Here is a 21452-nt window from a genome sequence, read left to right on the forward strand (position 1 = left end):
TTTATTTTTTAAACCGCGCCGCCGAGCTTGCCGTGTTTCGCTTGCAGCCTGGTTTAAAACAAAGAAAAAACGCCTTTCTGCGCGTACAGAAAGACGTGTGCCCATCAGGCTGCCTCTTTCCGTCGTTCGCAGAATGATTCGGCTTGCTTCAGGCAGTTCTTCTGGCTCGGTTTCATCGCAGGCTTCGTCTTCCCGGTTTCCCAGTGACAATCGTGAAGCCTGCTCCGCCTTACAGCTGCGGGACAGCATAGGTCTTGCACCTATTTCTCTTTTGAGCGCGTTGCGCGCCTAAAGCAAATATCCTATTGATGTTTTTACTTAACTATTGTATAATTGCTATTGATAATTGATTTCGTTTTCTATTATACACGCTTGTCCCCCCCCAGTCAAGCAAAAGTGCATCGAGCACTTTTGCGTTGCAGCGCTCACGCGCTGGCGGCTACGCTCGGGGACTATTTTTAGGAGGATGTTTTATGGACGCTATGCAACAAACTATCATGTACTTCCACAAGGGCGGTCTTGTTATGTGGCCTTTGCTCTTCTGTTCCCTCATGGTCATTTCTATCGCCATCGAACGCTTTTTATTTTACAAGGCCGCCGATTCCGGCCAGGCCTTCACCACCGAATACTGTTCCCTTTTAAGGCAAAACAATATCGACGAAGCCAACAAGCTGGCGGCCAGCGCCAAGGGGCAGTGCGCCCAGATGGTAACAGCCGCTGCCGCTATCGCCGGAGGCCGCACGCAGAAGCAGGCTTATTTAGAAAGCCAGGCCGGTATTTTCATCGCGCAGCTGCGCAACCGTCTGGATTATTTAAGCATCATCGTCACCATGTCGCCGCTGCTGGGCCTCTTGGGCACCATTGTGGGCATGATCGGCGCCTTCAGTATTTTTAATTTGCAGGCCGGCGCTCCCCTGGCCATCACCGGCGGCATCGGCGAAGCCTTAATCGCCACCGCTACCGGCTTGTGCGTCGCCATCCTGTCCCTGTGCGCCCATTCCTACTTTGCCCACCGCATGGACAATATCATTACCAATATGGAGCAATGCTTTTCCGCACTTTTGGAAGCGGCTGCAAGGAGTGATCAATAATGCAATTACGCGATATCCGCAACCGCAAAACTCCCGAACTGAATATTATTCCCATGATCGACATCATGTTCTTCCTGCTGGTTTTCTTTATGCTCAGCACCATGTACATGATTGATTTGAAAACCATTCCCGTAAAGCTGCCTAAGGCGGCTTCGGCGGCGACCGATACCAGCACCACCTTTGCCGTTTCCATGAAAAGCGACGGCAGCATTTATCTGGGCGACGTGCCTACCGAACTTAACGCGCTCGTCATGCAGGCCAGCATGGAGCAGAAGAACAATCCCAACTTCGCCGTCGTTATCCGCGCTGAGCGCGATATCGACTACGGCAAAGTCATCACCCTTATCGACAAATTAAAAAGCGCGGGCGTTACCCGCTTCGGTTTAGCTACGGACGGAGCTGATAAATAATGGACATGAAAAAACGTCAACGCATCGGTATGCTGGGCTCCGTGCTTTTCCACCTTTGCGTCTTTCTCATCGTGGCGTTTACCGGCGTACTGACCGTTTCCCACGCCAGCCAGGACGAAATCGTCGAAGTCACCATGTTCGGCGGCGGCGGTGGGGGCGGCGGTCAGGGCACCGGCGCAGACGGCGACGTAGTGGAAGAAGAAGCTGCGCCGCAAGGCAGCGAAGCGGTTGAGGAAGCGCCGCCAGCAACCGACGAAATTTTTCAAAACGACAAAAAAGAAACGCCGCCTGCGCCCAGGCCCCAGGCAGGCAAGCCCAAGGCTTACGCTAAAAAGGGCGAGGGCAGCGGCGGCGGCCACGGAACCGGGCACGGCACCGGTACCGGCAGCGGAACGGGGCCGGGCAGCGGCAGCGGCTCAGGCGGAGGGCATGGCAGCGGCCACGGCACGGGCGTAGGCAGCGGCTACGGCGCAGGCACGAGCATTTACGCATCGCCCGCAGTACCGCCGCGTTTGGTGCGCAACACGCCGCCCTCCTACCCGACTGCGGAAAAGAACGCCGGGATTCAGGGCACTGCGAACCTGCACCTATTAGTCGGCAAGGACGGCAGCGTAGAGGAGGTCACGGTGATTTCTTCCTCCGGCAACGCCAACCTGGATCAGGCGGCAGTCAACGCCTGCTACAGATGGCGCTTTACCACGGCGCGCAACCAGGCTGGGCAGCCCGTGCGCTGCTACCTCACGGTCCCCATCACCTTCAGGCTGCGCAATTAAATTCAGCTTAACACTTCACACTTCTCCATACAAAAAGCCTTCAGGCCATCCAATTTTTTTGGAAAGCTTGAAGGCTTTTGACTTTGACATATAAGATAAAAGAAAATTCTACTAAAATAAAACCTCTCTTTAGTTTTCTCAATCAAAAAATCCGCGTAAAATAAAGTGAGACTTTACTTTACTCGGATTTTTTTGTATTGTCAAACTCTATAACGCTATAAAAGCAGCTATACCAGGACAGCTTGAACAGGAATTTATTCTCGCTTTAGCCAATACGCTATATTAATTTACAGTTCATAGCAAAGTATACTTTTGCTTTTTAATCACAACCCTTGCCAACCGCTGACCAGCATCATGAACGCGCCGAAAAATACGATGAGCAGCGACAGCCTGCGGAACAGCTCCTGATTAAGCCGGAACACCAGCCGTTCGCCAGCCCAAATGCCGATTAACGTCCCCGGCAGCATCGTATACAGATAAGTCCAGTCGCCCACAGTGCCGATATTGCCCACGAAATAATTAACTATCAGCGTCAAAAATCCCGTCAAGCCAAATATCCAAATCATATTGGCGCGCATCAAATCCTTTTCCGTATGCTCGTTTAAAAAATACAAGGCCAGCGGCGGGCCGCCCACGCTGGTACACGCGCCGAAAAAGCCGCTCAAGATACCGGCTCCCAAACGACCGTAAGTTTTATTTGCGATTTTTACCGTATACTGCCTGCTCATCAAAAACGTAACGACAAGCAGCAGGACGCCCAGGAAAAGCTCCAGGCTGCTCACGGAAATACGCCGCAGCAGCATACTGCCCGGCACCGTGCCGATAAAACTGCCCAGCGAAGTTATGAGTACCGTGCGCCAGTCGAATTGCCCCCACACACGCAGCATGGTCAAAGAACGCAGCACTACCGTAAGCGTCAACATAAAAACGATGGCCCATTTTACCGGCATAATAAGCGACAGCAGCGGCGTCGCCACCAAAGCGAAGCCAAAGCCGGAAATTGTCGCAAAGAACGAGCCAAGAAAAATTATGCCTCCCGCCAGCAATAAATTTACAATATCCATAAAGCCTCCGAAAACAACAGCAGACAGAAAAGCTTTGCAGGCAGCTTACGCCGTCTGCATCGCTCCCCTGTCTGTTCTTTACTTTTTCTGCGAATATTGCTCCACCAAATATGTCCAGCCGTTTTCCTGCTTGATTTTGCCTTCCTTCATCAGATGGCCCAGAGCGCGCTTAAAAGCCGCCTTGCTGATGCCAAACTTCTGCTTGATGATTTCCAGCGGCGTAGTATCGCAATAGGGCATGCTGCCGTTGCGCTTTACCAGAAAATCGTAAATATCCTGCGCGTCGGCAATCAGCGCGTTTTCCTTCTGCAAGCGCATGGACACGTTAATGCGCCCATCCTCGCGGATATAGGTAACGCGGCAATTAACCTGCTGACCGAAGTCCAGCCTTCCTCCCGGCACCTCGCTGCGGTGCAGAAAGGCCAGGAAGCGCTGAGTAGTCAGGATAAAAAAGCCTTCGGGCAGAATATTATAAATAGTGCCCGTTACCTTATCGCCCACCTTCAAGCCTGCTGCCGGTTTTGAAGCGCGCACCATATCCTCCTCCACCCGCATGGTAACTGCCGGACGTCCGCTCTTATCGCGGTACAGCTTCACCCACACCAGCTGCCCCGGCACCACATGGCCGCGCATTTGGCTGTAGGGCAAAAACACGCCGCGTTCCGCGCCGATATCCACAAAGCCGCCGTCGCGGGTAACGCTGAGCACACGCACATAGCCCAGCTGGCCCTCGCGCATTTTAGGCAGGTTCATGCTGGCGGTCAGACGCCTGCTAGGGTCCAGATACAAATATACCTTCACCTCGTCGCCTACCTGCAGCTCCTTAGTCTGCTGCTGCTTATGCAGCAGAATGTCGTCGCTGGTATTGCCTGTGGCGGCATCCAAAAAAGCGCCCATCTCGCCTAAGCGCGCTACCTTCAGCGTAGCCACGTCGCCGGGACGGTATTTGGTATTATTCGGCGGAGCCGCCGGTTTACGCCCAAAGCTCCTTTTATTATCATTCATTGTCATTCTCCACAAAGGCCTCGGACGGAGCGTCGGCCCACAGCTGCTCTAAATTATAAAAATCGCGTTCTTCCTCCAAAAAGACGTGAGCTACAATATCGCCGTAGTCCAGCAGAATCCAGCGGCCGTCGGCATAGCCTTCCTTATGCGTAGGGAACACGCCGTCCTCGCCCAGCTTATCTTCAATATTATCGGCAATGGTTTTTACCAGATTGCTGTTGCCGGCGCTGCAAATTACATAATAATCAGTTACAGGGGACAAGCCCTCCATATTCAGCAGCAAAATATCCTTTGCCTTTTTATCGTTAGCCGCAGCGGCAATTTTCGTTGCGATTGCTTTAGTTTCCATTTAAGCTCCTCCTTTTAATCCTCTATCCATAATGCCTGAGGCATTTATTGCTTTTCCTTATCAAGCTGGTCCCTGTCCAGCGGCTGTAAATGCTCAACAGGAGTTTCTTCGGCCGCAACCTGGTCCTCAGACTGTACGTCGGCGTCCTCCTTCACATAGGGAATGCCCAGCTCCTCCAGCGACTTATTCACCGAGTCCTGGTCCGCAGCCCAGTAGCTGACGCCGCTACTGTCGTCAAACTTGCCGTACAGCATGCAGATGCGTACCTTATCGTCGCCGAACAGCTTAAAGCTGTTGGCCGCCTTGAGCATCGTCACCGTATTCAGGTCGGTCTGAATATATTTATCCAGCGTAGCCAGCAGACTGCTGACCTTAGTCATATTCTGCACCGAAAACATCTGCTCCGCCGCAGCCTTCAAAAATTTCTGCTGCCGCTGCACACGGCCGATATCGCCCAGCTCGTCCTTGCGGAAGCGTACATATTTGCCCGCAGTCTCGCCGTCCATATGCTGATAGCCCTGCTTAATGTCGATGACCAGATCGGCGTAAGGATCCTCGTAATACATATCTTTATCCACATAGATATCGACGCCGCCGATAAGGTTCACGATGTCGATAAAGCCGCGCCAATCTGCCAAGCAGTAATAATGAATAGGCACACGCAGCAAATTCGCCACCGTCTGCTTAGCCATTACCGCGCCGCCGTAGGCGTAAGCCGCATTGATCTTATCCGGGTCCTTATGCCCCGGCAGCACCACTCTGGTATCGCGAGGGATGGAAAGCACCGCCACCTTATTCTGCTGCGGGTCAAAGCTCAGCAGAATAACGGCGTCCGTGCGCTTAGGCTCCGATTCGGCAGCCTCGCTGTCGCCGTCGTCAATGCCCAGCAACAGCACGTTAATGCGCTCGTTAAGCTTTTCATTCTGGCGGATACTGTCGTCAGCCGCGGCAATTTGCGCCTGCGGCGGGTTAATCAGGTTATCGTAAATCCAAACACTGCACCAAAACAAACCCGTGCCAAATAATCCAATCAGCAGCAAAAAACACAGCAGTCTGCCCCAGCGCAGCTTGCGCTTTACACGGCGCGGCTGCTCCTGCTGCCCGTTAGTCTGTTCTTCCATAACAACACCCGCCTACTGCTTTTTCGCTGCCAAAAGCAGCTCGTTATAACCGCTGATGCAGTGAGGATGAATCAGCTGTCCCTCGTCCAGCAAATAGCGGATGGTATTGCCGTAGGCCAGCAGCATCGCTTTATCCAAATCCTTGCGCGCCAGCCTGCGCAGCTCCTCCACACCGGGAAAATCGCGGCCCGGCTCCACCATGTCGGCCAAAAAAACCACCTTGGCCAAGGGCGTCATGCCGTCGATACCCGTAGTATGGTACAGAATACCGTCCAAAATTTCCTGATCGGCCACGCCGTACTTGTGCATAGCGTTATAAACGCCGATTTTAGCGTGGAGCAAAATCGGCTGCTGCAGCTCCACATCGTCAATGGGCAGGCCCAGCTCTCTGGCCTTAGCCACGCTTTCCTTGCTGCCCACCTCGCGCCCGCAGTCATGGAGCAGCGCGGACACCGCAATCTTCTCCGCCGGCAGCTTATGCGTCGCGGCAAGCTCCAGCGCCGTTTCATAAACATTAACGGAATGCTTGTACCGCTTCGGCGGCAAAGACTCCTTTAAAACGCGCTTCATTTCTTCCAGCTTCATCATTTATAGTTTCTCCTGCTTTATATATAAATCATGCCGGTAAATATATTGCTCCACCGCCTGCGGCACCAATCCGGCCAGGCTTTCCTGCCGTCTGATGCGGGCGCGAATATCGGTGGAGGAAATATCGTATTCAGGCGTATCCAGCAAAATGATGCGCTCCCGCGCCCGTTGTCCCAGGCGCTGCGCCACCTGCTCCATCACTCCCTCATAGCCCGGGCGTCCGGCCGCCACAAAGGTAATCAGCTCCAGCATTTCTTCAATGTTATGCCAGGTGTGCAGCTGCGCCACGCTATCCGCGCCGATAATAAAATACAGCTCCTGCTCCGCATAAAGCTTGTGCAGCTCCCGGACAGTATCAATGGTGTAAGATACGCCGCTGCGCCGCAGCTCCATATCCGACACCGTAAAGCATGGGTAAGCGGCCACCGCCAGCTCGGTCATGGCATAGCGCTCCTCCGCCGTAGCGAAGTACATGCCCACCTTATGCGGAGGCACATACGCGGGAATAAACAGCACCTGCGACAGACCCATGCGCCGGTAAACGGCCTCTGCCATTTGCAGGTGCCCCATATGAATCGGGTCAAAGGTTCCGCCCAATATGCCAAGCTTGCCGCCAGCCACCACAGCCATCCTCCTCACGCTCGGCCGCCGCCCTTGCCGCAGCAGCCGGCTTCATTGTACATGGGCTTGCGCCGCATCTACTCTATCATTTTATTATATCAATCGCAAAGCAATTCTACAACCTTTTGCAGCAGAATAATTACAGCAATCAGCAGCAGCGCCAGGCGCAACCTGTCCTTCAAGTCAAAAACAGTTTTAGGCCTTCTCAGAAAGTCCAAGAAGGCCTGCACGTATTCGCTAACGCTAGATTTATTTGAGTGTCTGTTATTGTCGCCGGGGTAATCATTAAGATAATTTTTCATAAGTTATTATTGAAATGTTCTTTCGCAAATTACTTTTAATTAACTTCTTTCGTCCCCGAAAGAAGTTACAAGAAAGGGGCAAACTTTTAAAAAGTTTGACAAACTTCCGCTTTTTGCCTCGCCGCAAAAAGCTTAGCAAAAAAGGCTTTACCAATTCCCAATTACGATATTAGTAAACGAAAGGCTAGTATTTCCACCGTTACATATCTCTGACGAAGCAGATGACGCACTATGACGCTTCTGCCTCTATTCATATCTTAAAGCGTCGATAGGATCCAAAAGCGCCGCCTTACGCGCCGGGTAAATGCCGAAGAACAGGCCGATGCCCACGGAAAAGACTACCGCGATAATAATTGCCCACATGGAAATCACCGTATTCCAGCCGGCAAAATGGCTGATGGCAAAGGAAGCGCCCACGCCCAGCACCACGCCCAACGTGCCGCCCACGATGCCGATAACCATGGCTTCGATCAGAAATTGCAGCAGGATATTATTATAGGTAGCGCCTAACGCCTTGCGGATGCCTATTTCCCGCGTGCGTTCCGTTACGGACACCAGCATGATATTCATAATGCCGATGCCACCGACCAAAAGGGAGATGGCCGCAATGCAGCCCAAGAGCATGGTAATGCTATTGGCCGTTTCCATCATCGTATCCATAATGGCCGCCATATTGCGCACCGTAAAATCGTCGTAATCGTTTTCCTTTATCTTATGGCGCGAGCGCAGCACCTGCTCCGTTTCCGCCTGCACGTCGTTAATCGTATTTTCATTTTCCGCCTGCAGGGTTATGCGTTGCACATGCGTAATACCCATCATGCGGTTCTGCGCCGTCGTCAGCGGAATATAGACGATGTCGTCCTGATCCTGACCCACGCCGCTCTGGCCTTTGCTTTTCAAAACGCCGATAACCTGGAAGGGCGCTTTGTTGACGCGCATAATCTTGCCCACCGCATCGCCGTCAGGAAAAAGGCTTTCGGCTACGGTCTTGCCGATAACCGCCACCCTGCCGCGGCTGGACAAATCCTTCTCATTTAAAATACGTCCATCCTCTATTTCCAGAGTTTGAATCGTAAAATTGCTGGGAGTCGTGCCCTCCACGCGGCTGGTCCAGTTCTGGTTACCGGCCACCAGCTGATAGCTCTGGCTGACGCTGGCGCTCATCGCGGCGATACCGTCCACCTGGCGCACGATGGCCTGCGCGTCCTCGTAAGTCAGCTTAGCGCCCTCGCCCGCCGCCAAACGCGCGCCTGTAGCCGTGCGCCCGCCGCTGGTAATTACCAGCAGGTTGCTGCCAAGGCGGGAAATATTCTGCTTAATATTTTCCTTAACGCCAAAGCCCAAACTGACCATGGCAATAACCGCACCCACACCGATGATGATACCCAAAAGCGTCAAAAAGGTGCGCAGCTTGTTGCTAATCATGCCGTCCAAGGCCATTTTAATAGATTCGTTTAACATGCCGCTACCTTCTTTCGTCGCTGACCAGCTTGCCGTCGCGCATTACCAAAATACGCTTGGTCTGCTCGGCAATATCCGGCTCGTGCGTAACCATCACCACAGTTTTGCCGCTGTCGTTCATCGCTTTAAAAATATCCATAATTTCGTAACTGGATTTCGTATCCAGATTACCGGTCGGCTCGTCGGCCATAATAATCGCCGGGTCGTTAATCAGCGCGCGAGCGATGGCCACACGCTGCCGCTGGCCGCCGCTCATTTCCGTAGGCTTATGCTCCAAACGGTCGCCTAGGCCCACGGCCTCCAAAGCCTTTTTAGCGCGTTCCATGCGCTCCTCCTCGCCCACGCCGGCGTAAATCAGCGGCAGCGCCACGTTAGCCTGCGCCGTCAGCTTGGCCAACAGATTAAAATTCTGGAAAACGAAGCCTATTTTAGCGTTGCGCGTGTGCGCCAGCTCGTCGTCGTTATAACCGGCAATTTCCTTGCCGTCCAAATAATACTCGCCGCTGGTAGGACGATCAAGGCAGCCCAAAATATTCATCATCGTGGATTTGCCGCTGCCCGACGGCCCCATAATGGACGTAAACTCGCCAAAAGCAATTTCTACGTTCACATGATCCAGGGCGTGAACGACGCTGTCGCCCATCACATAGGTTTTCATGATGTCCTTCAATTGGATAACTACTGCCATTGCCTTCGCCTCCTTATTACATGGGAGGGCCCATTCTGGTATTAGTCTGCTTTGCTACCGCTTTTTTCACCAGCAGCCGTTCGCCGGGCTGCAGGCTGGCACCGGAAATAACGATATTGCTGTCGTTGCTCAGGCCTACGGTAACGTCAACGTCGCGGGTTTCCTTAGTCTTTTCATTATATACTTTTACATAACGGCGCTTACCCTCGCTGTATACGCAGTTCAGCGGCGCCATCAGCACGTCCTTCGCCTCGTCGACAATAAATTCCGCGCGCGCCGTCATAGTCGGCAGCAGCTTGCCCCTGGCGTCGTCGACGGTTACATATACCTTATAATAAATTACGTTGTTTTCCGTTTCCGCGCTTTTGGATACCAAACGCACTTCGCCCGTAAAGGTTTCGTCAGGAAAAGCGTCGACAGTAAAGCGCACCTGCTGCCCCACCTTAACCTGACCGATATCTGACTCGTCCACCATCGTTTCAATCTCCATATTATCCAGCGTGGCTACGGACATGATTACCTGCGGTTCGCTGATACCGGAGCTGATGGTCTGACCTACGGGCGTAGGCTTGCCGATAATATAACCGCTGATAGGCGTAACGATAACCGTATCGCTGACGTCGGAAGCAGCCTTATCATAATTGCTCTTAGCTACCAGATAATCGGCATAAGCCGTATCATAGGTGGACTGGCTGATAGCGCCGGTGTCCAGCAGCTTGCGGTAGCGGTTATAGGTCAGCTCGGCGTCGACTAACCGCGCCTGCATCTGCGCCAAAGTAGCGCGCAGGGAAGTGTCGTCCAACCGCACCAGCACATCTCCGGCATTGACGTGCTGATTTTCCTTAACCAGCACCTCGACGATACGTCCGGTAATTTTAGAGCTGATATCCACGTTATCTAACGCGGCCAAAGAACCGGTAGCGGAAATAGTTTCCGTCAAATCTCCCTTTGTTACCTCGCCCAATTTTATGGTAACGGCGTCGGCCTGAGAACTTTGATAATATTGGTAGCCGCCGTAGCTGCCCACCAGCAGGATAGCGCACGCGACAATGACATACTTATTGTTCTTGATAAAATTCAACATAGCAAATCCCTCATTCATCATCTTATTTAAAGTCATGTACTTATTATATACCCCTCGCTTTTTGAGGTCAAAATCATCATATCAGGAAGTTGTGTTTTTTTTATGGCGTTTGCTCATATTTCTCTTATAGCTGCTGCTTATAATCCAGTCCCCATTCTTCCATAGCTTTAATAACAGGCCGCAGAGAACGCCCCAAATCGCTTAAAGCGTATTCAACATGGGGCGGCACTTCTGGATAAACAGTGCGAGTAATAAGGCCGTCCGCTTCCATCGACCTTAAACTATCCGTCAACACCTTTTGGCTGATACCCTCCAAGGTTTTTTTCATTTCGTTAAAGCGCCACGGACGTTGTAAAAGATTCCTTAAAATCAGTAGCTTCCATTTGCTGCCGATAAGCTGTACCGTTGTTGCTACCGGGCATGCCGGTAATTCTTCTTTCGTTAGCAAGATATCGCCCCTTCCAAAAGTTTCAAAAAGAATATTGCATTCAAATTATAATACAGCGTTCAATTTTCTTCAAGCGCCAGGTTATAAGCCGGACTTTTGGAGACTGCTTGCTCTGCTCAAGGAGTACGAAATTCCTTTTACTATTTTAGGTAATCCCTTTCATTTAAACGACGAGGTGTGCCGGTTATTAAAAGCCCATGGCTGTCAAAAATACCAGCTTTCCCTTGACGGTATGAAAAAAACGCACGACTGGTTCCGCAAGCCCGGTTCTTTTAACTGCACGCTTGAAAAAAGAGGTAAGCTAAATCATGAATGAAACAATTAAGACAATTCCGCATCGCAGCATACTCTGTCGCTATACACTTTCCATCTACAATACACACAAAGCGTTACTTTTTCTGCCTGGCAAAAAATCTGCTTGACAAATCCCCAACTTGTTGCCATAATGTAAAGAACACAATGATGTGTTGTTGCTAAATTTAATACTCATCAGTAAATGCAATGAACGGGAAAATTTACCTGGCCCAAGGCTTTTAGAGAGACGGCGCACGGTGCAAGCCGCCACCATCCAGGCAGAGAAGCTCGCCCGCAAGCAGCCGCTTTGAACGAAGTAGAAGCGGACGCCCGACAGCGTTAAGTCTCCGAACGCAGGCTTCGGAAAGAATGAAGTAAAAAATTAGGGTGGTACCGCGATTTTTCGCCCCTATCTGTTATGAAAAAAGCAGATAGGGGCTTTTTCATACAGTTTAGAATGCTTTAGATACGAGGAAGAGCGACGACGGCGTATAAATACTACTCCCAGGAGCCCTGACGCAGTAGATGAAGTATTATAAGCCGTATTTATTAGGTAATAATCAACACCATATCAAAATGAAAAAAATTGGAGGTCTTAATTTATGGGTATGACAATGACAGAAAAAATCCTTGCGAAGCATGCTCATCGCGACAGCGTCAGCGCTGGCGATCTGCTGGTTTCCCAAGTAGACCTGGTATTAGCCAACGATATTACCGGTCCCCCGGCGATTACCGAATTTGAAAAAATCGGCAAGCCGGTATTTGACAAAAATAAAATTGCTCTGGTTCCCGACCATTTTTCTCCCTGCAAAGATATCAAATCCGCTACCATGTGCAAGCGTATGCGCGACTTCGCCCGCAAGCACGAAATCAAAAATTATTTTGAAGTAGGCCGCATGGGCATCGAACACGCTTTACTACCGGATCAGGGTCTGGTTGCTCCCGGCGAAATCGTTATCGGCGCCGACTCCCACACCTGCACCTACGGCGCGCTCAACGCGCTGAGCACCGGCATGGGCCAGACCGATATCGGCTGCGCTATGGCCAGCGGCACCACCTGGTTCAAGGTTCCCCAGGCCATTAAGGTCAACCTGACCGGCACGCTGCCCAGATATGTGCGCGGCAAGGATATTATCCTCACCATTATCGGCATGATCGGCGTCGACGGCGCTCGCTACCAATCTTTGGAGTTTGGCGGCGAAGGCGTTGCCCAACTGTCCATGGCCGACCGTCTGACCATCTGCAACATGGCTATCGAAGCCGGCGGCAAGAACGGCATTTTCCCCGTTGACGAAAAAACCGTAGAATTTCTTAAAGAACGCGGCGTAACCCGTCCCTGGGAAGCGGTAACTGCCGACGAGGACGCAGAATATGCCCGCGTACTGGATATTAAGCTGGACGAGCTGGTACCCGTAGTCGCTTATCCGCATCTGCCGGAAAACACCCATCCGGCCCGCGAAGGCCATAACATTAAAATCGATCAGGTAGTAATCGGCTCCTGCACCAACGGCCGTTTGGAGGATCTGGCGCAGGCTGCGGAAATTATCAAAGGGCATAAGGTTTGCGACCATGTGCGCATGATCGTCATTCCCGCTACCCAGGAAATTTATCAAAAGGCTATGCACCTGGGCTATCTTGATACCTTTATCGAAGCCGGCGCAGCCGTTTCCACTCCTACCTGCGGTCCCTGCCTGGGCGGCTACATGGGTATTCTGGCCGCCGGCGAACGCGCCGTTTCCACCACCAACCGCAATTTCCGCGGCCGCATGGGTCATGTGGACAGCGAAGTTTATCTGGCCAGCCCCTACACCGCTGCCGCCAGCGCAATCACCGGCTATATCACCAGCCCCGAGGAGGTAGTAAAATGAGTAAAGTTTGGCGTTACGGCGACCACGTCGATACGGACGTAATTATCCCCGCAAGATATTTAAACATCGCAGATTTCATCGAGCTGGCAGAGCACGCTATGGAGGACGCCAAGGAAAATCTGGTAGAAAACTTTGCCGCAGGCGTGCATCCCGGCGATTATATCGTAGCAGGCAAAAACTTCGGCTGCGGTTCCTCCCGCGAACACGCGCCCATGGTTTTAAAGGTTAAAGGCATCAAATGCATCGTTGCCGACAGCTTCGCCCGCATTTTCTATCGCAACGCCATCAATATCGGCCTGCCCGTTTTGGAAATCGGCGCTGACGTAGAAAAAATTCAGCCCGGCGATACCATCGACGTAGATATGAACGCCGGTGAAATTCATATTACCAATAAAAACATTACTATCAAAACCAAACCGCTGCCGGAATTTATTCAAAAAATTGCCGACTGCGGCGGTCTTATCAATTATTTAAAAGGAGAGCAGAAATAATGAAGATTTGCTTACTTCCCGGCGACGGCATCGGCGTAGAAATCGTAGACGCCGCAGTAGAGGTACTGGACGCCGCCGCGAAAAAATTCGGCTTTGCTATTGAATATGACAAGCAGCTTATCGGCGGCTGCGCTATCGACGCTACCGGCGTACCCCTGCCGGAAGCTACTATCGCTGCCGCTAAAGCTGCGGACGCAGTGCTGCTGGGCGCCGTAGGCGGCCCTAAATGGGATAATGTGGAGCCCGATATCCGTCCGGAAAAGGGCCTGCTGGGCATCCGCAAGGCGCTGGGCTTGTACTGCAACCTGCGCCCCATGACCGTCTCCAAATTCACCGCGCATTTATCCCCGCTCAAAACGGAACGCGCCGAAGGCGCAGACTTGCTCATCGTGCGCGAGCTGACCGGCGGCATTTACTTCGGCGAGCATAACGAGGCACACCTCAACGCCGACGGCGTAGAAGAAGCCAGTGACGTAGAGCTGTACACCCGTCCGGAAATCGAGCGCATTGCCCGCTTCGCCTTCGAGGCCGCTAAAAAGCGCCGCGGCAAAGTGACCAGCGTCGATAAAGCCAACGTGCTGGGCTCCAGCCGTATGTGGCGCAAAATCGTCGCCGAAATGCAGGCCAAGGATTATCCGGAAGTAGAGCTGAACAATTTCTATGTAGATAACTGCGCTATGCAGCTTGTACTCAACCCCAGACAATTCGACGTTATTCTGACCAATAATATTTTCGGCGATATTTTGAGCGACGAAGCCAGCACTATCGCAGGCAGCATCGGCCTGCTGCCCAGCGCCTCCTTAGGCGACGGCACTGGTATGTACGAGCCCATTCACGGCAGCGCTCCGGACATTGCCGGTCAAGGCATTGCCAACCCGCTGGCTACCATTCTCAGCGTCGCTATGATGCTGCGTTATTCCCTCAACCAAAGCGCTGCAGCCGACGCTATCGAAGCCGCTGTGGACGCGGTAATGGAGCAGGGCTACCGCACTCCCGACCTGTACGCCGAAGGCTTGAAGAAAGTTTCGACCGCTGAAATGGGTAGTCTTGTTGCCCAAGAGCTGTTGAAATAATGGCTCCGTCCCCTCGCAGCCGCGCCTTCCTCGGAGGCCTCTACTAAATATTAATCAACCAGCTAAAAAGCTCTGTGCAACCGTTTCAAATTGCACAGAGCTTTTTTATACATATTCCGCCGGTAGATAATACAAATTATCCGCTAACAGTTTGATTTCGCCTCCCGTACCGATAACGCAGCCGCTGCCCAAAGCAGCGCCGTGCTCTGCGGCATACCCGCGCAGCAGCTCAAAGCTTTTCTGCACCTTGCGCACGCTGTACCCGTCCTTACAAATATTTACGGGATACAGCACGCCGTCAACACGCAAGATCAGGCTGATTTCCTTGTAATTGGAATCCTGATAAAACATCATCCGCGCTCTTTTACCCTGCCGCAGATAGCTTTCCCTAAGCCTGTTGAGCACATAATTATCAAACAGATTCTTCAAATAAAAGCTTTGCACCAGCGTCTTCACATCACCGATTTGTAATAATTGCGCCGCTGCGCCCGTATCGCGGAAATACAGCTTCGGGGCTTTTACCATGCGCTTGCTGCCCAGGCTGCCCAAAGGCTGCAGCAGGTAAACCATGCCCGTCCCCGCCAAAAATTGCAGCCATTGCTTGGCCGTCGGCGCCGTAATGCCCACGCCGCTGCAAAGTCTGGAATAATTGACCACCGTGCCCGTCATGCTGGCCGCCACGCATAAAAAACGGTAGAACTTCATAGCGTCGCTGACCGTAGTCTGCTCCATAATCTCCCGCTGTACCAATCCGCTGATATACGCGCCCAGTTCCTCGCTACAGCCGTCCCAAGTTCCCCACAGAACAGCAGTAAAAACCTCCTGCTGTTTTTGCCGTAAATTCGCCAGGCAGGCGGCAGTCGGCGCAAAGGGTTCATTTAGTTCGTCCGCCTGCGGCAAGGGCAAATCTCCAAAGACGACCTTTCTTGTTTCCTGCTGCCCGGCCAACGCTTCTAAATAATAGCTCTGCGAACAGCTTACCAAAACCTTAGCCAAAGGTACACCGCCAGACAGCAGCGCAGGCAGCAAAGACGGCGTATACTGTAAGTTCGCCAGATAAACAGGCAGCCGCAAACTGCTCAAAAAAAGCCGCGGGTTCTGCTCCACCTGTAAGCGCAGATTGGGCAGGGACATATCCACCGTCGTATAATCCTTTGCCAGCGCAACCAGCAGTTCCTTTTGCCTGTCATTCCCGCAGGTACGTAAAATAACGAGTTTATTATTCAGTTGTAGATTGCGAATAGCATTTTGTAAATCAGTCATATTCTTCCTTTTCATGCGCCGCCCTTTTTATCGCCCTGCGGCACATTCCTTTAACAATTCCGGCTTTTGTTTTTTGACTATCGCCAGCGCCGCCTCCAACGCCGCTTTGCTTTCTCCTTTTTCCAATACCGCTTGCAACCTCTGCGCTTCCGTCCGCGCCGCTTCCTCGCGCTTCCTTTGCTGACGCTTACGCCAGCCTTCGGCCAACTTCCGTACTTCCGCCGCAGTTTGCGGCAACTTTTTCGTAGTCAGAAATTCCTCGTATGCGTCGCAATGCAGCGTTACCTCGTCAGTAAAAGCTACTTGTTTTCCGTGGTCCAGCCACAAAATTTTATTGCACAGCTCCCGTACCTGCCCCAGCGAATGGGACACCAAAATGCCCGTTACGCCGCCGGCCAGTATCTCTTTCATCTTATCGCCGCTCTTTTTGCGGAATGCTCCGTCGCCCACCGATAAAACCTCGTCCAGAATCAAAATATCCGGCTTCACTAAGCAGGCGATAGCAAAGGCCAGCCTGCTCTTCATCCCGCTGGAAAGCTGCTTAAAGAGCCTGTCCTGAAAGCCCTGCAGCTCGGCAAAAGCGATAATGGCGTCATACTGCTCATCCATAAATTTGCGGGTATAGCCCAATAACGCCCCGCGCAGATATGTATTTTCCCGCACAGTCAAATCGCCGTCAAAGCCGCTGGCCAGTTCCAGCAGAGCCGCAACTGTGCCGTTGATTTCCATATGGCCCTCAGTTGGCACCATAATGCCGGATACCGCTTTGAGTAGCGTGGATTTACCTGCGCCGTTAGTGCCGATAATGCCCAGCATATCGCCTTTTTCCAGGGAAAAGGTAATATTTTTATCCGCCCAAAATTCTGTAATGCGGTAATTGCCTTTAAGCCTGCGTACCACATATTCCTTGAGCCCGATATTTTTAAAATCTCCCGTCAGATAGCGTATGGAAACGCCCTCTGCTTTAATAATAGCCATGCCTGCCTCCTGCGCATAATATAAAATTTATGATTAGTTTTTTATTGCGTAAGTTACCGCCAACGCTTGCCTCTGTATTCTGTACATGTTATAATTTATATGAAAAATTCATAAGTAGGGCGGTACTTCACAGTATCTATTTAGCAGTATCTGCGTTCTGTTTTTACAGAGCGCCGGTACTGCTTTTTTGTTTTGCCGCATTCTGATTATGTGTTTTCAACCCCAAATTATCAAACTAAAGGAGATGAAAGCATGCCCAACGAATTCGTCAAACCCGAATATCTGGAAAAGCTTGCCAGGCTGCGTCTTATCGACGACACCTTCATGCGCAAAGTTTTTGAAAACAACACCCCGGCCACAGAGCTGCTCTTGCGTATCATTCTGCAGAATGATAAAATTAAAGTGGTCAAAGACCTAAGCCAATATACGCTTACCAACCTGTCCGGACATTCCGTACAATTGGACGTATTAGCCCAAGACGCTTGTGGTCGTTACCTAAACGTAGAAGTTCAAAGTAAATCAGAAGGAGCTTCACCGCAGCGCGCCCGCTATTACGTAGGCGCAATCGATACGGCACATTTCCCTAAAAGCGTCGACTACCGCACGCTTTTCGATACCTACGTTATCTTCATCACGGAAACCGACGTGCTTGGCGCAGGACAGCCTATTTACCATATTGAGCGTAAGATTGAAGAAAACGGAGCCAGTTTTAAAGACGGCTCGCATATTATCTACGTCAACGGCAATTGCCGTTATGACCAAACCGCTTTAAGCAGGCTGATGCACGATTTTTTCTGCACCAATGCCAGCGATATGCATTATCATGAATTAAAACAACGTGTAAAATATTTGAAGGAAACCGAGGAAGGAGTGCAAACTATGTGCAAGATTATCAATGATTTATCCGATGTAGCATTTGCCCAAGGTAAAAGTGCAGGTATAAGTGAAGGTCTCGCCCAAGGTGAAGCTAAAGCTACATTAGACATTGCCAAAAACATGAAACATTCAGGTAAATTCAGCGACGATGCTATCGTACTGGCTACTAACCTCACCTTAGAGCAAGTCAAAGCAATCCGCGTCTAGCCCACGCTACAACTTCATATTGTACGCTAGAGGACGGCGCAGGCCGTCCTTTTTGTTATCGCCAACGCTTGCCTTAACATCTCATTACATGATATAATCTATATGAAAATTACATAAGTAGTGCGGTACCTGACGGTATCTATTAAGCAGTATCTGCGTTCTGTTTTTACAGAGCGCCGGTACTGCTTTTTTATTTTGTACCGCACTCTGCTTATGAGTTTTCAATCCCCACATATTAAGCAAAAGGAGATGAAAGTATGCCCAACGAATTTGTCAAACCCGAATACCTGGAAAAGCTTGCCAGGCTGCGTCTTATCGACGACACCTTCATGCGCAAAGTCTTTGAAAACAACACACCTGCTACGGAACTGCTCTTGCGTATCATTCTGCAGAATGATAAAATTAAAGTGGTCAAAGACCTAAGCCAATATACGCTTACCAACCTGTCCGGACATTCCGTACAATTGGACGTATTAGCCCAAGACGCTTGTGGTCGTTACCTAAACGTAGAAGTTCAAAGTAAATCAGAAGGAGCTTCACCGCAGCGCGCCCGCTATTACGTAGGCGCAATCGATACGGCTCACTTCCCTAAAAGCGTCGACTACCGCACGCTTTTCGACACCTACGTCATCTTCATAACAGAAACCGATGTGCTTGGAGCAGGACAGCCTATTTATCACATTGAGCGTAAGATTGAAGAAAACGGAGCCAGCTTTAACGACGGTTCGCATATTATCTATGTCAACGGCAATTGCCGTTATGAGCAAACCGCATTAAGCAGGCTGATGCATGATTTTTTCTGCACCAGCGCCAGCGATATGCATTATCATGAATTAAAACAACGTGTAAAATATTTTAAAGAAACCGAGGAAGGAGTGCAGACTATGTGTAAGATTATGGAAGAACTGAAAGAAAGTGGTAAAGCCGAAGCTATGTTAGAATCAATCAAAAGCCTGAAGGTAACTCAAAACTGGACTACCGAGCAAGCCTTAGCCGCGCTCAATATCGATAAAAAGAATTGGGCAACATACATTGCATTACTCTAAATTATAATTGCGATCAACTTGCCGCTAGGACAAGCTCAAGCTATCAGCGTATAGCCCACGCTACAACTTCATATTGCACACTAGAGGACGGCGCAGGCCGTCCTTTTTGTTATCGCCAACGCTTGCCTCTGTATTCTGTACATGTTATAATTTATATGAAAAATTCATAAGTAGGGCGGTACTTCACAGTATCTATTTAGCAGTATCTGCGTTCTGTTTTTACAGAGCGCCGGTACTGCTTTTTTGTTTTGCCGCATTCTGATTATGTGTTTTCAACCCCAAATTATCAAACTAAAGGAGATGAAAGCATGCCCAACGAATTCGTCAAACCCGAATATCTGGAAAAGCTTGCCAGGCTGCGTCTTATCGACGACACCTTCATGCGCAAAGTTTTTGAAAACAACACCCCGGCCACAGAGCTGCTCTTGCGTATCATTCTGCAGAATGATAAAATTAAAGTGGTCAAAGACCTAAGCCAATATACGCTTACCAACCTGTCCGGACATTCCGTACAATTGGACGTATTAGCCCAAGACGCTTGTGGTCGTTACCTAAACGTAGAAGTTCAAAGTAAATCAGAAGGAGCTTCACCGCAGCGCGCCCGCTATTACGTAGGCGCAATCGATACGGCTCACTTCCCTAAAAGCGTCGACTACCGCACGCTTTTCGACACCTACGTCATCTTCATAACAGAAACCGATGTGCTTGGAGCAGGACAGCCTATTTATCACATTGAGCGTAAGATTGAAGAAAACGGAGCCAGCTTTAACGACGGTTCGCATATTATCTATGTCAACGGCAATTGCCGTTATGAGCAAACCGCATTAAGCAGGCTGATGCATGATTTTTTCTGCACCAGCGCCAGCGATATGCATTATCATGAATTAAAACAACGTGTAAAATATTTTAAAGAAACCGAGGAAGGAGTGCAGACTATGTGTAAGATTATGGAAGAACTGAAACAGGAAGGTTTTGCTCAAGGCGAAGCCAAAGGAAGAAGTGAAGGGCTAGCTCAAGGCAGAAGTGAAACTGCGCAAAATTTGAAGAAGTTAGGAAAAATGAGTGACGAAGCCATAGCTATAGTTACTAATCTCACCTTAGAGCAAGTCAAAGCAATCCGCGTCTAGCCCACGCTACAACTTCATATCATACGCTAGAGGACGGCGCAGGCCGTCCTTTTTTCATGCCACACGCTGAATTTAGACATCCAATCTGCATCAGCATTAAAATCAATTTATTTTAAGTTCTGTTGCCATAAATATTGATCATCTTATTGCATACATCTTGGATTTTTTCTTCTACTTTCAAATAATGAAATAATTTAATTCTTATAATCTCAATCAAAGTACAGCTTAGATATATCAATATTGCCGATAGTAATATTTTAGCAAGCATCATCAAAACATGCGACTTGATAAAACCAGCAGAAAAGCCACGAAATATTCCCTTCCATATCAATGGATGTAAATGAATAAGGTAAATACCAAAGGCTGCTGGCGCAAAAAATTTTATTAGATTTTTAAATCTTTCATTAGACACCTTTATTTTGGCAAACAAGATAAAAAGGAATACACCCGAAAATATAATGGTAGGCGATGTATACTTTATAAAAATATTAGCTGGATTTATTTTTAATGCTATGTATTTAGTCAAGATGTCAAACGCTATTTTCCATATCCACGTAAATATAACGCTTGTAAAAAACATTTTCATTGCGAACACGCTCGAAACATTATTTACAACATCCAACTTACGTATTGCTCCACCTAACAAAAATAATAACAAAAGCCAAATCAATGAATACCCTCTATTAAGTATATAAGGGTCTTTCATAAATAATGTAGGCAATACAGAAACAAAGACAAATAAAATTATCATATATCGCTTTAATTTTTGTCTATCAACGCCAACCAAGCCTTGATTTAAAATTGGCATGAGCAGAAAAAGTCCAAAATAAGCCGTAACATACCAATACACTCCATAAGTAACAGGTAAAAGACTCGCCAGCCAAATATTCTTAGGAATATTATTTCCGGACAACCAAAATATCAAGCTAATGCCGGTCGTATAAAAGAGTACCTGTAACCAAAATATCATTATTTTTGCAAACTTAATCGCCTTACCAAAATAGTTATAGCCTGTAAGAATTGCATAACAATTAACCGCGCAATACGCAAAAATTTCTACCAACCATGCCGCCGCGAACTTAGAAAAGTGTATTTTTGTCTCGGGGGGGGGTAAGGCCTTCAAAATTCCCCCTTGGCCTAAAATATGTAATAAAAGTACCATAAACATGGCTGTTATTCTTAATAAATCTAATCCGTAATTACGTTCATACATAATGTAATTTC

22 protein-coding genes, 2 pseudogenes, 1 riboswitch and 1 other annotated feature are annotated in these 21452 nt (G+C 49.7%); of the genes and pseudogenes, 10 read left to right on the forward strand and 14 right to left on the reverse strand.

Annotated elements, in window-relative coordinates; all coding sequences use genetic code 11:
* Positions 1 to 133 precede the first annotated feature (133 nt).
* Positions 134 to 307, reverse strand: a riboswitch (cobalamin riboswitch).
* Between the two features lie 166 nt (positions 308 to 473).
* From Q4E64_RS07550 to Q4E64_RS07560, 3 genes are read left to right on the forward strand one after another with little or no spacing between them, the layout of a single operon-like run.
* Positions 474 to 1091 (forward strand): MotA/TolQ/ExbB proton channel family protein, encoded by a 618-nt coding sequence (locus Q4E64_RS07550; RefSeq protein WP_303167174.1) that lies wholly within the window; start codon positions 474 to 476, stop codon positions 1089 to 1091.
* Entirely contained in the window at positions 1091 to 1501 is a 411-nt protein-coding gene (locus Q4E64_RS07555; RefSeq protein WP_303167175.1) for a biopolymer transporter ExbD, read from the forward strand. The genes Q4E64_RS07550 and Q4E64_RS07555 overlap by 1 nt, the downstream gene beginning before the upstream one ends.
* Positions 1502 to 1506: 5 nt before the next feature.
* Entirely contained in the window at positions 1507 to 2274 is a 768-nt protein-coding gene (locus Q4E64_RS07560; RefSeq protein ID WP_303167177.1) for an energy transducer TonB, read from the forward strand.
* A 323-nt stretch (positions 2275 to 2597) separates the two neighbouring features.
* Here the strand turns inward: Q4E64_RS07560 and Q4E64_RS07565 are convergent, their stop codons facing one another.
* The 11 genes from Q4E64_RS07565 to Q4E64_RS07615 form a co-directional block, all read right to left on the reverse strand.
* Positions 2598 to 3338, reverse strand: a complete 741-nt coding sequence (locus tag Q4E64_RS07565) for a sulfite exporter TauE/SafE family protein (RefSeq protein ID WP_303167179.1) — start codon at positions 3336 to 3338, stop codon at positions 2598 to 2600.
* Between the two features lie 78 nt (positions 3339 to 3416).
* A complete protein-coding gene (locus Q4E64_RS07570) occupies positions 3417 to 4343 on the reverse strand; it encodes a S1 RNA-binding domain-containing protein (RefSeq protein ID WP_303167181.1) in 927 nt (308 codons plus the stop codon).
* Entirely contained in the window at positions 4336 to 4692 is a 357-nt protein-coding gene (gene rsfS, locus Q4E64_RS07575; protein ID WP_303167182.1) for a ribosome silencing factor, read from the reverse strand. The genes Q4E64_RS07570 and rsfS overlap by 8 nt, the downstream gene beginning before the upstream one ends.
* Before the next feature lie 44 nt (positions 4693 to 4736).
* Positions 4737 to 5813, reverse strand: a complete 1077-nt coding sequence (locus Q4E64_RS07580) for an LCP family protein (RefSeq protein ID WP_303167184.1) — start codon at positions 5811 to 5813, stop codon at positions 4737 to 4739.
* 12 nt (positions 5814 to 5825) lie between these two features.
* The gene (gene yqeK / locus Q4E64_RS07585) at positions 5826 to 6401 is read right to left on the reverse strand and encodes a bis(5'-nucleosyl)-tetraphosphatase (symmetrical) YqeK (protein ID WP_303167185.1); all 576 of its coding nucleotides are present in this window, start codon (positions 6399 to 6401) and stop codon (positions 5826 to 5828) included.
* A complete protein-coding gene (gene nadD, locus Q4E64_RS07590) occupies positions 6402 to 7031 on the reverse strand; it encodes a nicotinate-nucleotide adenylyltransferase (protein ID WP_303167226.1) in 630 nt (209 codons plus the stop codon).
* Between the two features lie 89 nt (positions 7032 to 7120).
* Positions 7121 to 7324 (reverse strand): hypothetical protein, encoded by a 204-nt coding sequence (locus tag Q4E64_RS07595; protein WP_303167186.1) that lies wholly within the window; start codon positions 7322 to 7324, stop codon positions 7121 to 7123.
* Between the two features lie 246 nt (positions 7325 to 7570).
* Complete coding sequence (locus Q4E64_RS07600) at positions 7571 to 8785, reverse strand: ABC transporter permease (protein ID WP_303167188.1); 1215 nt, start codon at positions 8783 to 8785, stop codon at positions 7571 to 7573.
* Positions 8786 to 8789: 4 nt separating this feature from the next.
* The gene (locus tag Q4E64_RS07605) at positions 8790 to 9473 is read right to left on the reverse strand and encodes an ABC transporter ATP-binding protein (protein WP_303167190.1); all 684 of its coding nucleotides are present in this window, start codon (positions 9471 to 9473) and stop codon (positions 8790 to 8792) included.
* 16 nt (positions 9474 to 9489) lie between these two features.
* On the reverse strand, positions 9490 to 10557 hold the full coding sequence (locus tag Q4E64_RS07610; RefSeq protein WP_303167192.1) for an efflux RND transporter periplasmic adaptor subunit: 1068 nt from the start codon (positions 10555 to 10557) through the stop codon (positions 9490 to 9492).
* A 124-nt stretch (positions 10558 to 10681) separates the two neighbouring features.
* A complete protein-coding gene (locus Q4E64_RS07615; RefSeq protein WP_303167194.1) occupies positions 10682 to 11005 on the reverse strand; it encodes a helix-turn-helix domain-containing protein in 324 nt (107 codons plus the stop codon).
* An 88-nt stretch (positions 11006 to 11093) separates the two neighbouring features.
* Between Q4E64_RS07615 and Q4E64_RS11490 the strand changes: the two are divergent.
* From Q4E64_RS11490 to leuB, 4 genes and pseudogenes are all read left to right on the forward strand, one after another.
* Positions 11094 to 11297 (forward strand): annotated as a pseudogene (locus Q4E64_RS11490) (radical SAM protein); the annotation flags it as partial.
* A gap of 200 nt (positions 11298 to 11497) precedes the next feature.
* Positions 11498 to 11713, forward strand: a binding site (T-box leader).
* 188 nt (positions 11714 to 11901) lie between these two features.
* Positions 11902 to 13167, forward strand: coding sequence for a 3-isopropylmalate dehydratase large subunit (gene leuC, locus Q4E64_RS07625; RefSeq protein WP_303167196.1), 1266 nt, complete (start codon positions 11902 to 11904; stop codon positions 13165 to 13167).
* Positions 13164 to 13658: a 3-isopropylmalate dehydratase small subunit gene (locus tag Q4E64_RS07630; protein WP_303167197.1), complete on the forward strand. Its 495-nt coding sequence runs from the start codon at positions 13164 to 13166 to the stop codon at positions 13656 to 13658. Before leuC ends, Q4E64_RS07630 begins: the two co-directional genes overlap by 4 nt.
* On the forward strand, positions 13658 to 14731 hold the full coding sequence (gene leuB, locus Q4E64_RS07635) for a 3-isopropylmalate dehydrogenase (RefSeq protein ID WP_303167199.1): 1074 nt from the start codon (positions 13658 to 13660) through the stop codon (positions 14729 to 14731). Before Q4E64_RS07630 ends, leuB begins: the two co-directional genes overlap by 1 nt.
* A gap of 105 nt (positions 14732 to 14836) precedes the next feature.
* On the opposite strand, the gene Q4E64_RS07640 is transcribed toward leuB, so the two are convergent.
* Both Q4E64_RS07640 and Q4E64_RS07645 read right to left on the reverse strand, forming a co-directional pair.
* A complete protein-coding gene (locus tag Q4E64_RS07640) occupies positions 14837 to 15994 on the reverse strand; it encodes a DUF4143 domain-containing protein (protein WP_303167200.1) in 1158 nt (385 codons plus the stop codon).
* A 243-nt stretch (positions 15995 to 16237) separates the two neighbouring features.
* A pseudogene (locus Q4E64_RS07645) lies at positions 16238 to 16972 on the reverse strand (ABC transporter ATP-binding protein); the annotation flags it as partial.
* A 252-nt stretch (positions 16973 to 17224) separates the two neighbouring features.
* Here Q4E64_RS07645 and Q4E64_RS07650 point away from each other — a divergent pair.
* The 3 genes from Q4E64_RS07650 to Q4E64_RS07660 all read left to right on the forward strand — a co-directional run bounded on the left by Q4E64_RS07650 (position 17225) and on the right by Q4E64_RS07660 (position 20228).
* Positions 17225 to 18055: an Rpn family recombination-promoting nuclease/putative transposase gene (locus Q4E64_RS07650; protein WP_303167203.1), complete on the forward strand. Its 831-nt coding sequence runs from the start codon at positions 17225 to 17227 to the stop codon at positions 18053 to 18055.
* Positions 18056 to 18312: 257 nt separating this feature from the next.
* Positions 18313 to 19101 carry a PD-(D/E)XK nuclease family transposase gene (locus tag Q4E64_RS07655; protein WP_303167205.1) on the forward strand — a complete coding sequence of 263 codons (789 nt, stop codon included), beginning with the start codon at positions 18313 to 18315 and terminating at the stop codon, positions 19099 to 19101.
* Between the two features lie 308 nt (positions 19102 to 19409).
* On the forward strand, positions 19410 to 20228 hold the full coding sequence (locus tag Q4E64_RS07660) for an Rpn family recombination-promoting nuclease/putative transposase (protein ID WP_303167206.1): 819 nt from the start codon (positions 19410 to 19412) through the stop codon (positions 20226 to 20228).
* Positions 20229 to 20340: 112 nt separating this feature from the next.
* On the opposite strand, the gene Q4E64_RS07665 is transcribed toward Q4E64_RS07660, so the two are convergent.
* The gene (locus tag Q4E64_RS07665) at positions 20341 to 21441 is read right to left on the reverse strand and encodes an acyltransferase (RefSeq protein ID WP_303167208.1); all 1101 of its coding nucleotides are present in this window, start codon (positions 21439 to 21441) and stop codon (positions 20341 to 20343) included.
* Between the last annotated feature and the right edge of the window lie 11 nt (positions 21442 to 21452).

It is taken from the genome of Phascolarctobacterium sp. (assembly GCF_030531065.1).
Classification (GTDB): domain Bacteria; phylum Bacillota; class Negativicutes; order Acidaminococcales; family Acidaminococcaceae; genus Phascolarctobacterium_A.

What these genes read in the sequence shown, in the direction of transcription:
- Q4E64_RS07550 (WP_303167174.1), top strand. Translation starts at nt 474, where the DNA reads ATGGACGCTATGCAACAAACTATCATGTACTTCCACAAGGGCGGTCTT.
- Q4E64_RS07555 (WP_303167175.1), top strand. Translation starts at nt 1,091, where the DNA reads ATGCAATTACGCGATATCCGCAACCGCAAAACTCCCGAACTGAATATT.
- Q4E64_RS07560 (WP_303167177.1), top strand. Translation starts at nt 1,507, where the DNA reads ATGAAAAAACGTCAACGCATCGGTATGCTGGGCTCCGTGCTTTTCCAC.
- Q4E64_RS07565 (WP_303167179.1), bottom strand. Translation starts at nt 3,338, where the DNA reads ATGGATATTGTAAATTTATTGCTGGCGGGAGGCATAATTTTTCTTGGC.
- Q4E64_RS07570 (WP_303167181.1), bottom strand. Translation starts at nt 4,343, where the DNA reads ATGAATGATAATAAAAGGAGCTTTGGGCGTAAACCGGCGGCTCCGCCG.
- rsfS (WP_303167182.1), bottom strand. Translation starts at nt 4,692, where the DNA reads ATGGAAACTAAAGCAATCGCAACGAAAATTGCCGCTGCGGCTAACGAT.
- Q4E64_RS07580 (WP_303167184.1), bottom strand. Translation starts at nt 5,813, where the DNA reads ATGGAAGAACAGACTAACGGGCAGCAGGAGCAGCCGCGCCGTGTAAAG.
- yqeK (WP_303167185.1), bottom strand. Translation starts at nt 6,401, where the DNA reads ATGATGAAGCTGGAAGAAATGAAGCGCGTTTTAAAGGAGTCTTTGCCG.
- nadD (WP_303167226.1), bottom strand. Translation starts at nt 7,031, where the DNA reads ATGGCTGTGGTGGCTGGCGGCAAGCTTGGCATATTGGGCGGAACCTTT.
- Q4E64_RS07595 (WP_303167186.1), bottom strand. Translation starts at nt 7,324, where the DNA reads ATGAAAAATTATCTTAATGATTACCCCGGCGACAATAACAGACACTCA.
- Q4E64_RS07600 (WP_303167188.1), bottom strand. Translation starts at nt 8,785, where the DNA reads ATGTTAAACGAATCTATTAAAATGGCCTTGGACGGCATGATTAGCAAC.
- Q4E64_RS07605 (WP_303167190.1), bottom strand. Translation starts at nt 9,473, where the DNA reads ATGGCAGTAGTTATCCAATTGAAGGACATCATGAAAACCTATGTGATG.
- Q4E64_RS07610 (WP_303167192.1), bottom strand. Translation starts at nt 10,557, where the DNA reads ATGTTGAATTTTATCAAGAACAATAAGTATGTCATTGTCGCGTGCGCT.
- leuC (WP_303167196.1), top strand. Translation starts at nt 11,902, where the DNA reads ATGGGTATGACAATGACAGAAAAAATCCTTGCGAAGCATGCTCATCGC.
- Q4E64_RS07630 (WP_303167197.1), top strand. Translation starts at nt 13,164, where the DNA reads ATGAGTAAAGTTTGGCGTTACGGCGACCACGTCGATACGGACGTAATT.
- leuB (WP_303167199.1), top strand. Translation starts at nt 13,658, where the DNA reads ATGAAGATTTGCTTACTTCCCGGCGACGGCATCGGCGTAGAAATCGTA.
- Q4E64_RS07640 (WP_303167200.1), bottom strand. Translation starts at nt 15,994, where the DNA reads ATGACTGATTTACAAAATGCTATTCGCAATCTACAACTGAATAATAAA.
- Q4E64_RS07650 (WP_303167203.1), top strand. Translation starts at nt 17,225, where the DNA reads ATGCCCAACGAATTCGTCAAACCCGAATATCTGGAAAAGCTTGCCAGG.
- Q4E64_RS07655 (WP_303167205.1), top strand. Translation starts at nt 18,313, where the DNA reads ATGCCCAACGAATTTGTCAAACCCGAATACCTGGAAAAGCTTGCCAGG.
- Q4E64_RS07660 (WP_303167206.1), top strand. Translation starts at nt 19,410, where the DNA reads ATGCCCAACGAATTCGTCAAACCCGAATATCTGGAAAAGCTTGCCAGG.
- Q4E64_RS07665 (WP_303167208.1), bottom strand. Translation starts at nt 21,441, where the DNA reads ATGTATGAACGTAATTACGGATTAGATTTATTAAGAATAACAGCCATG.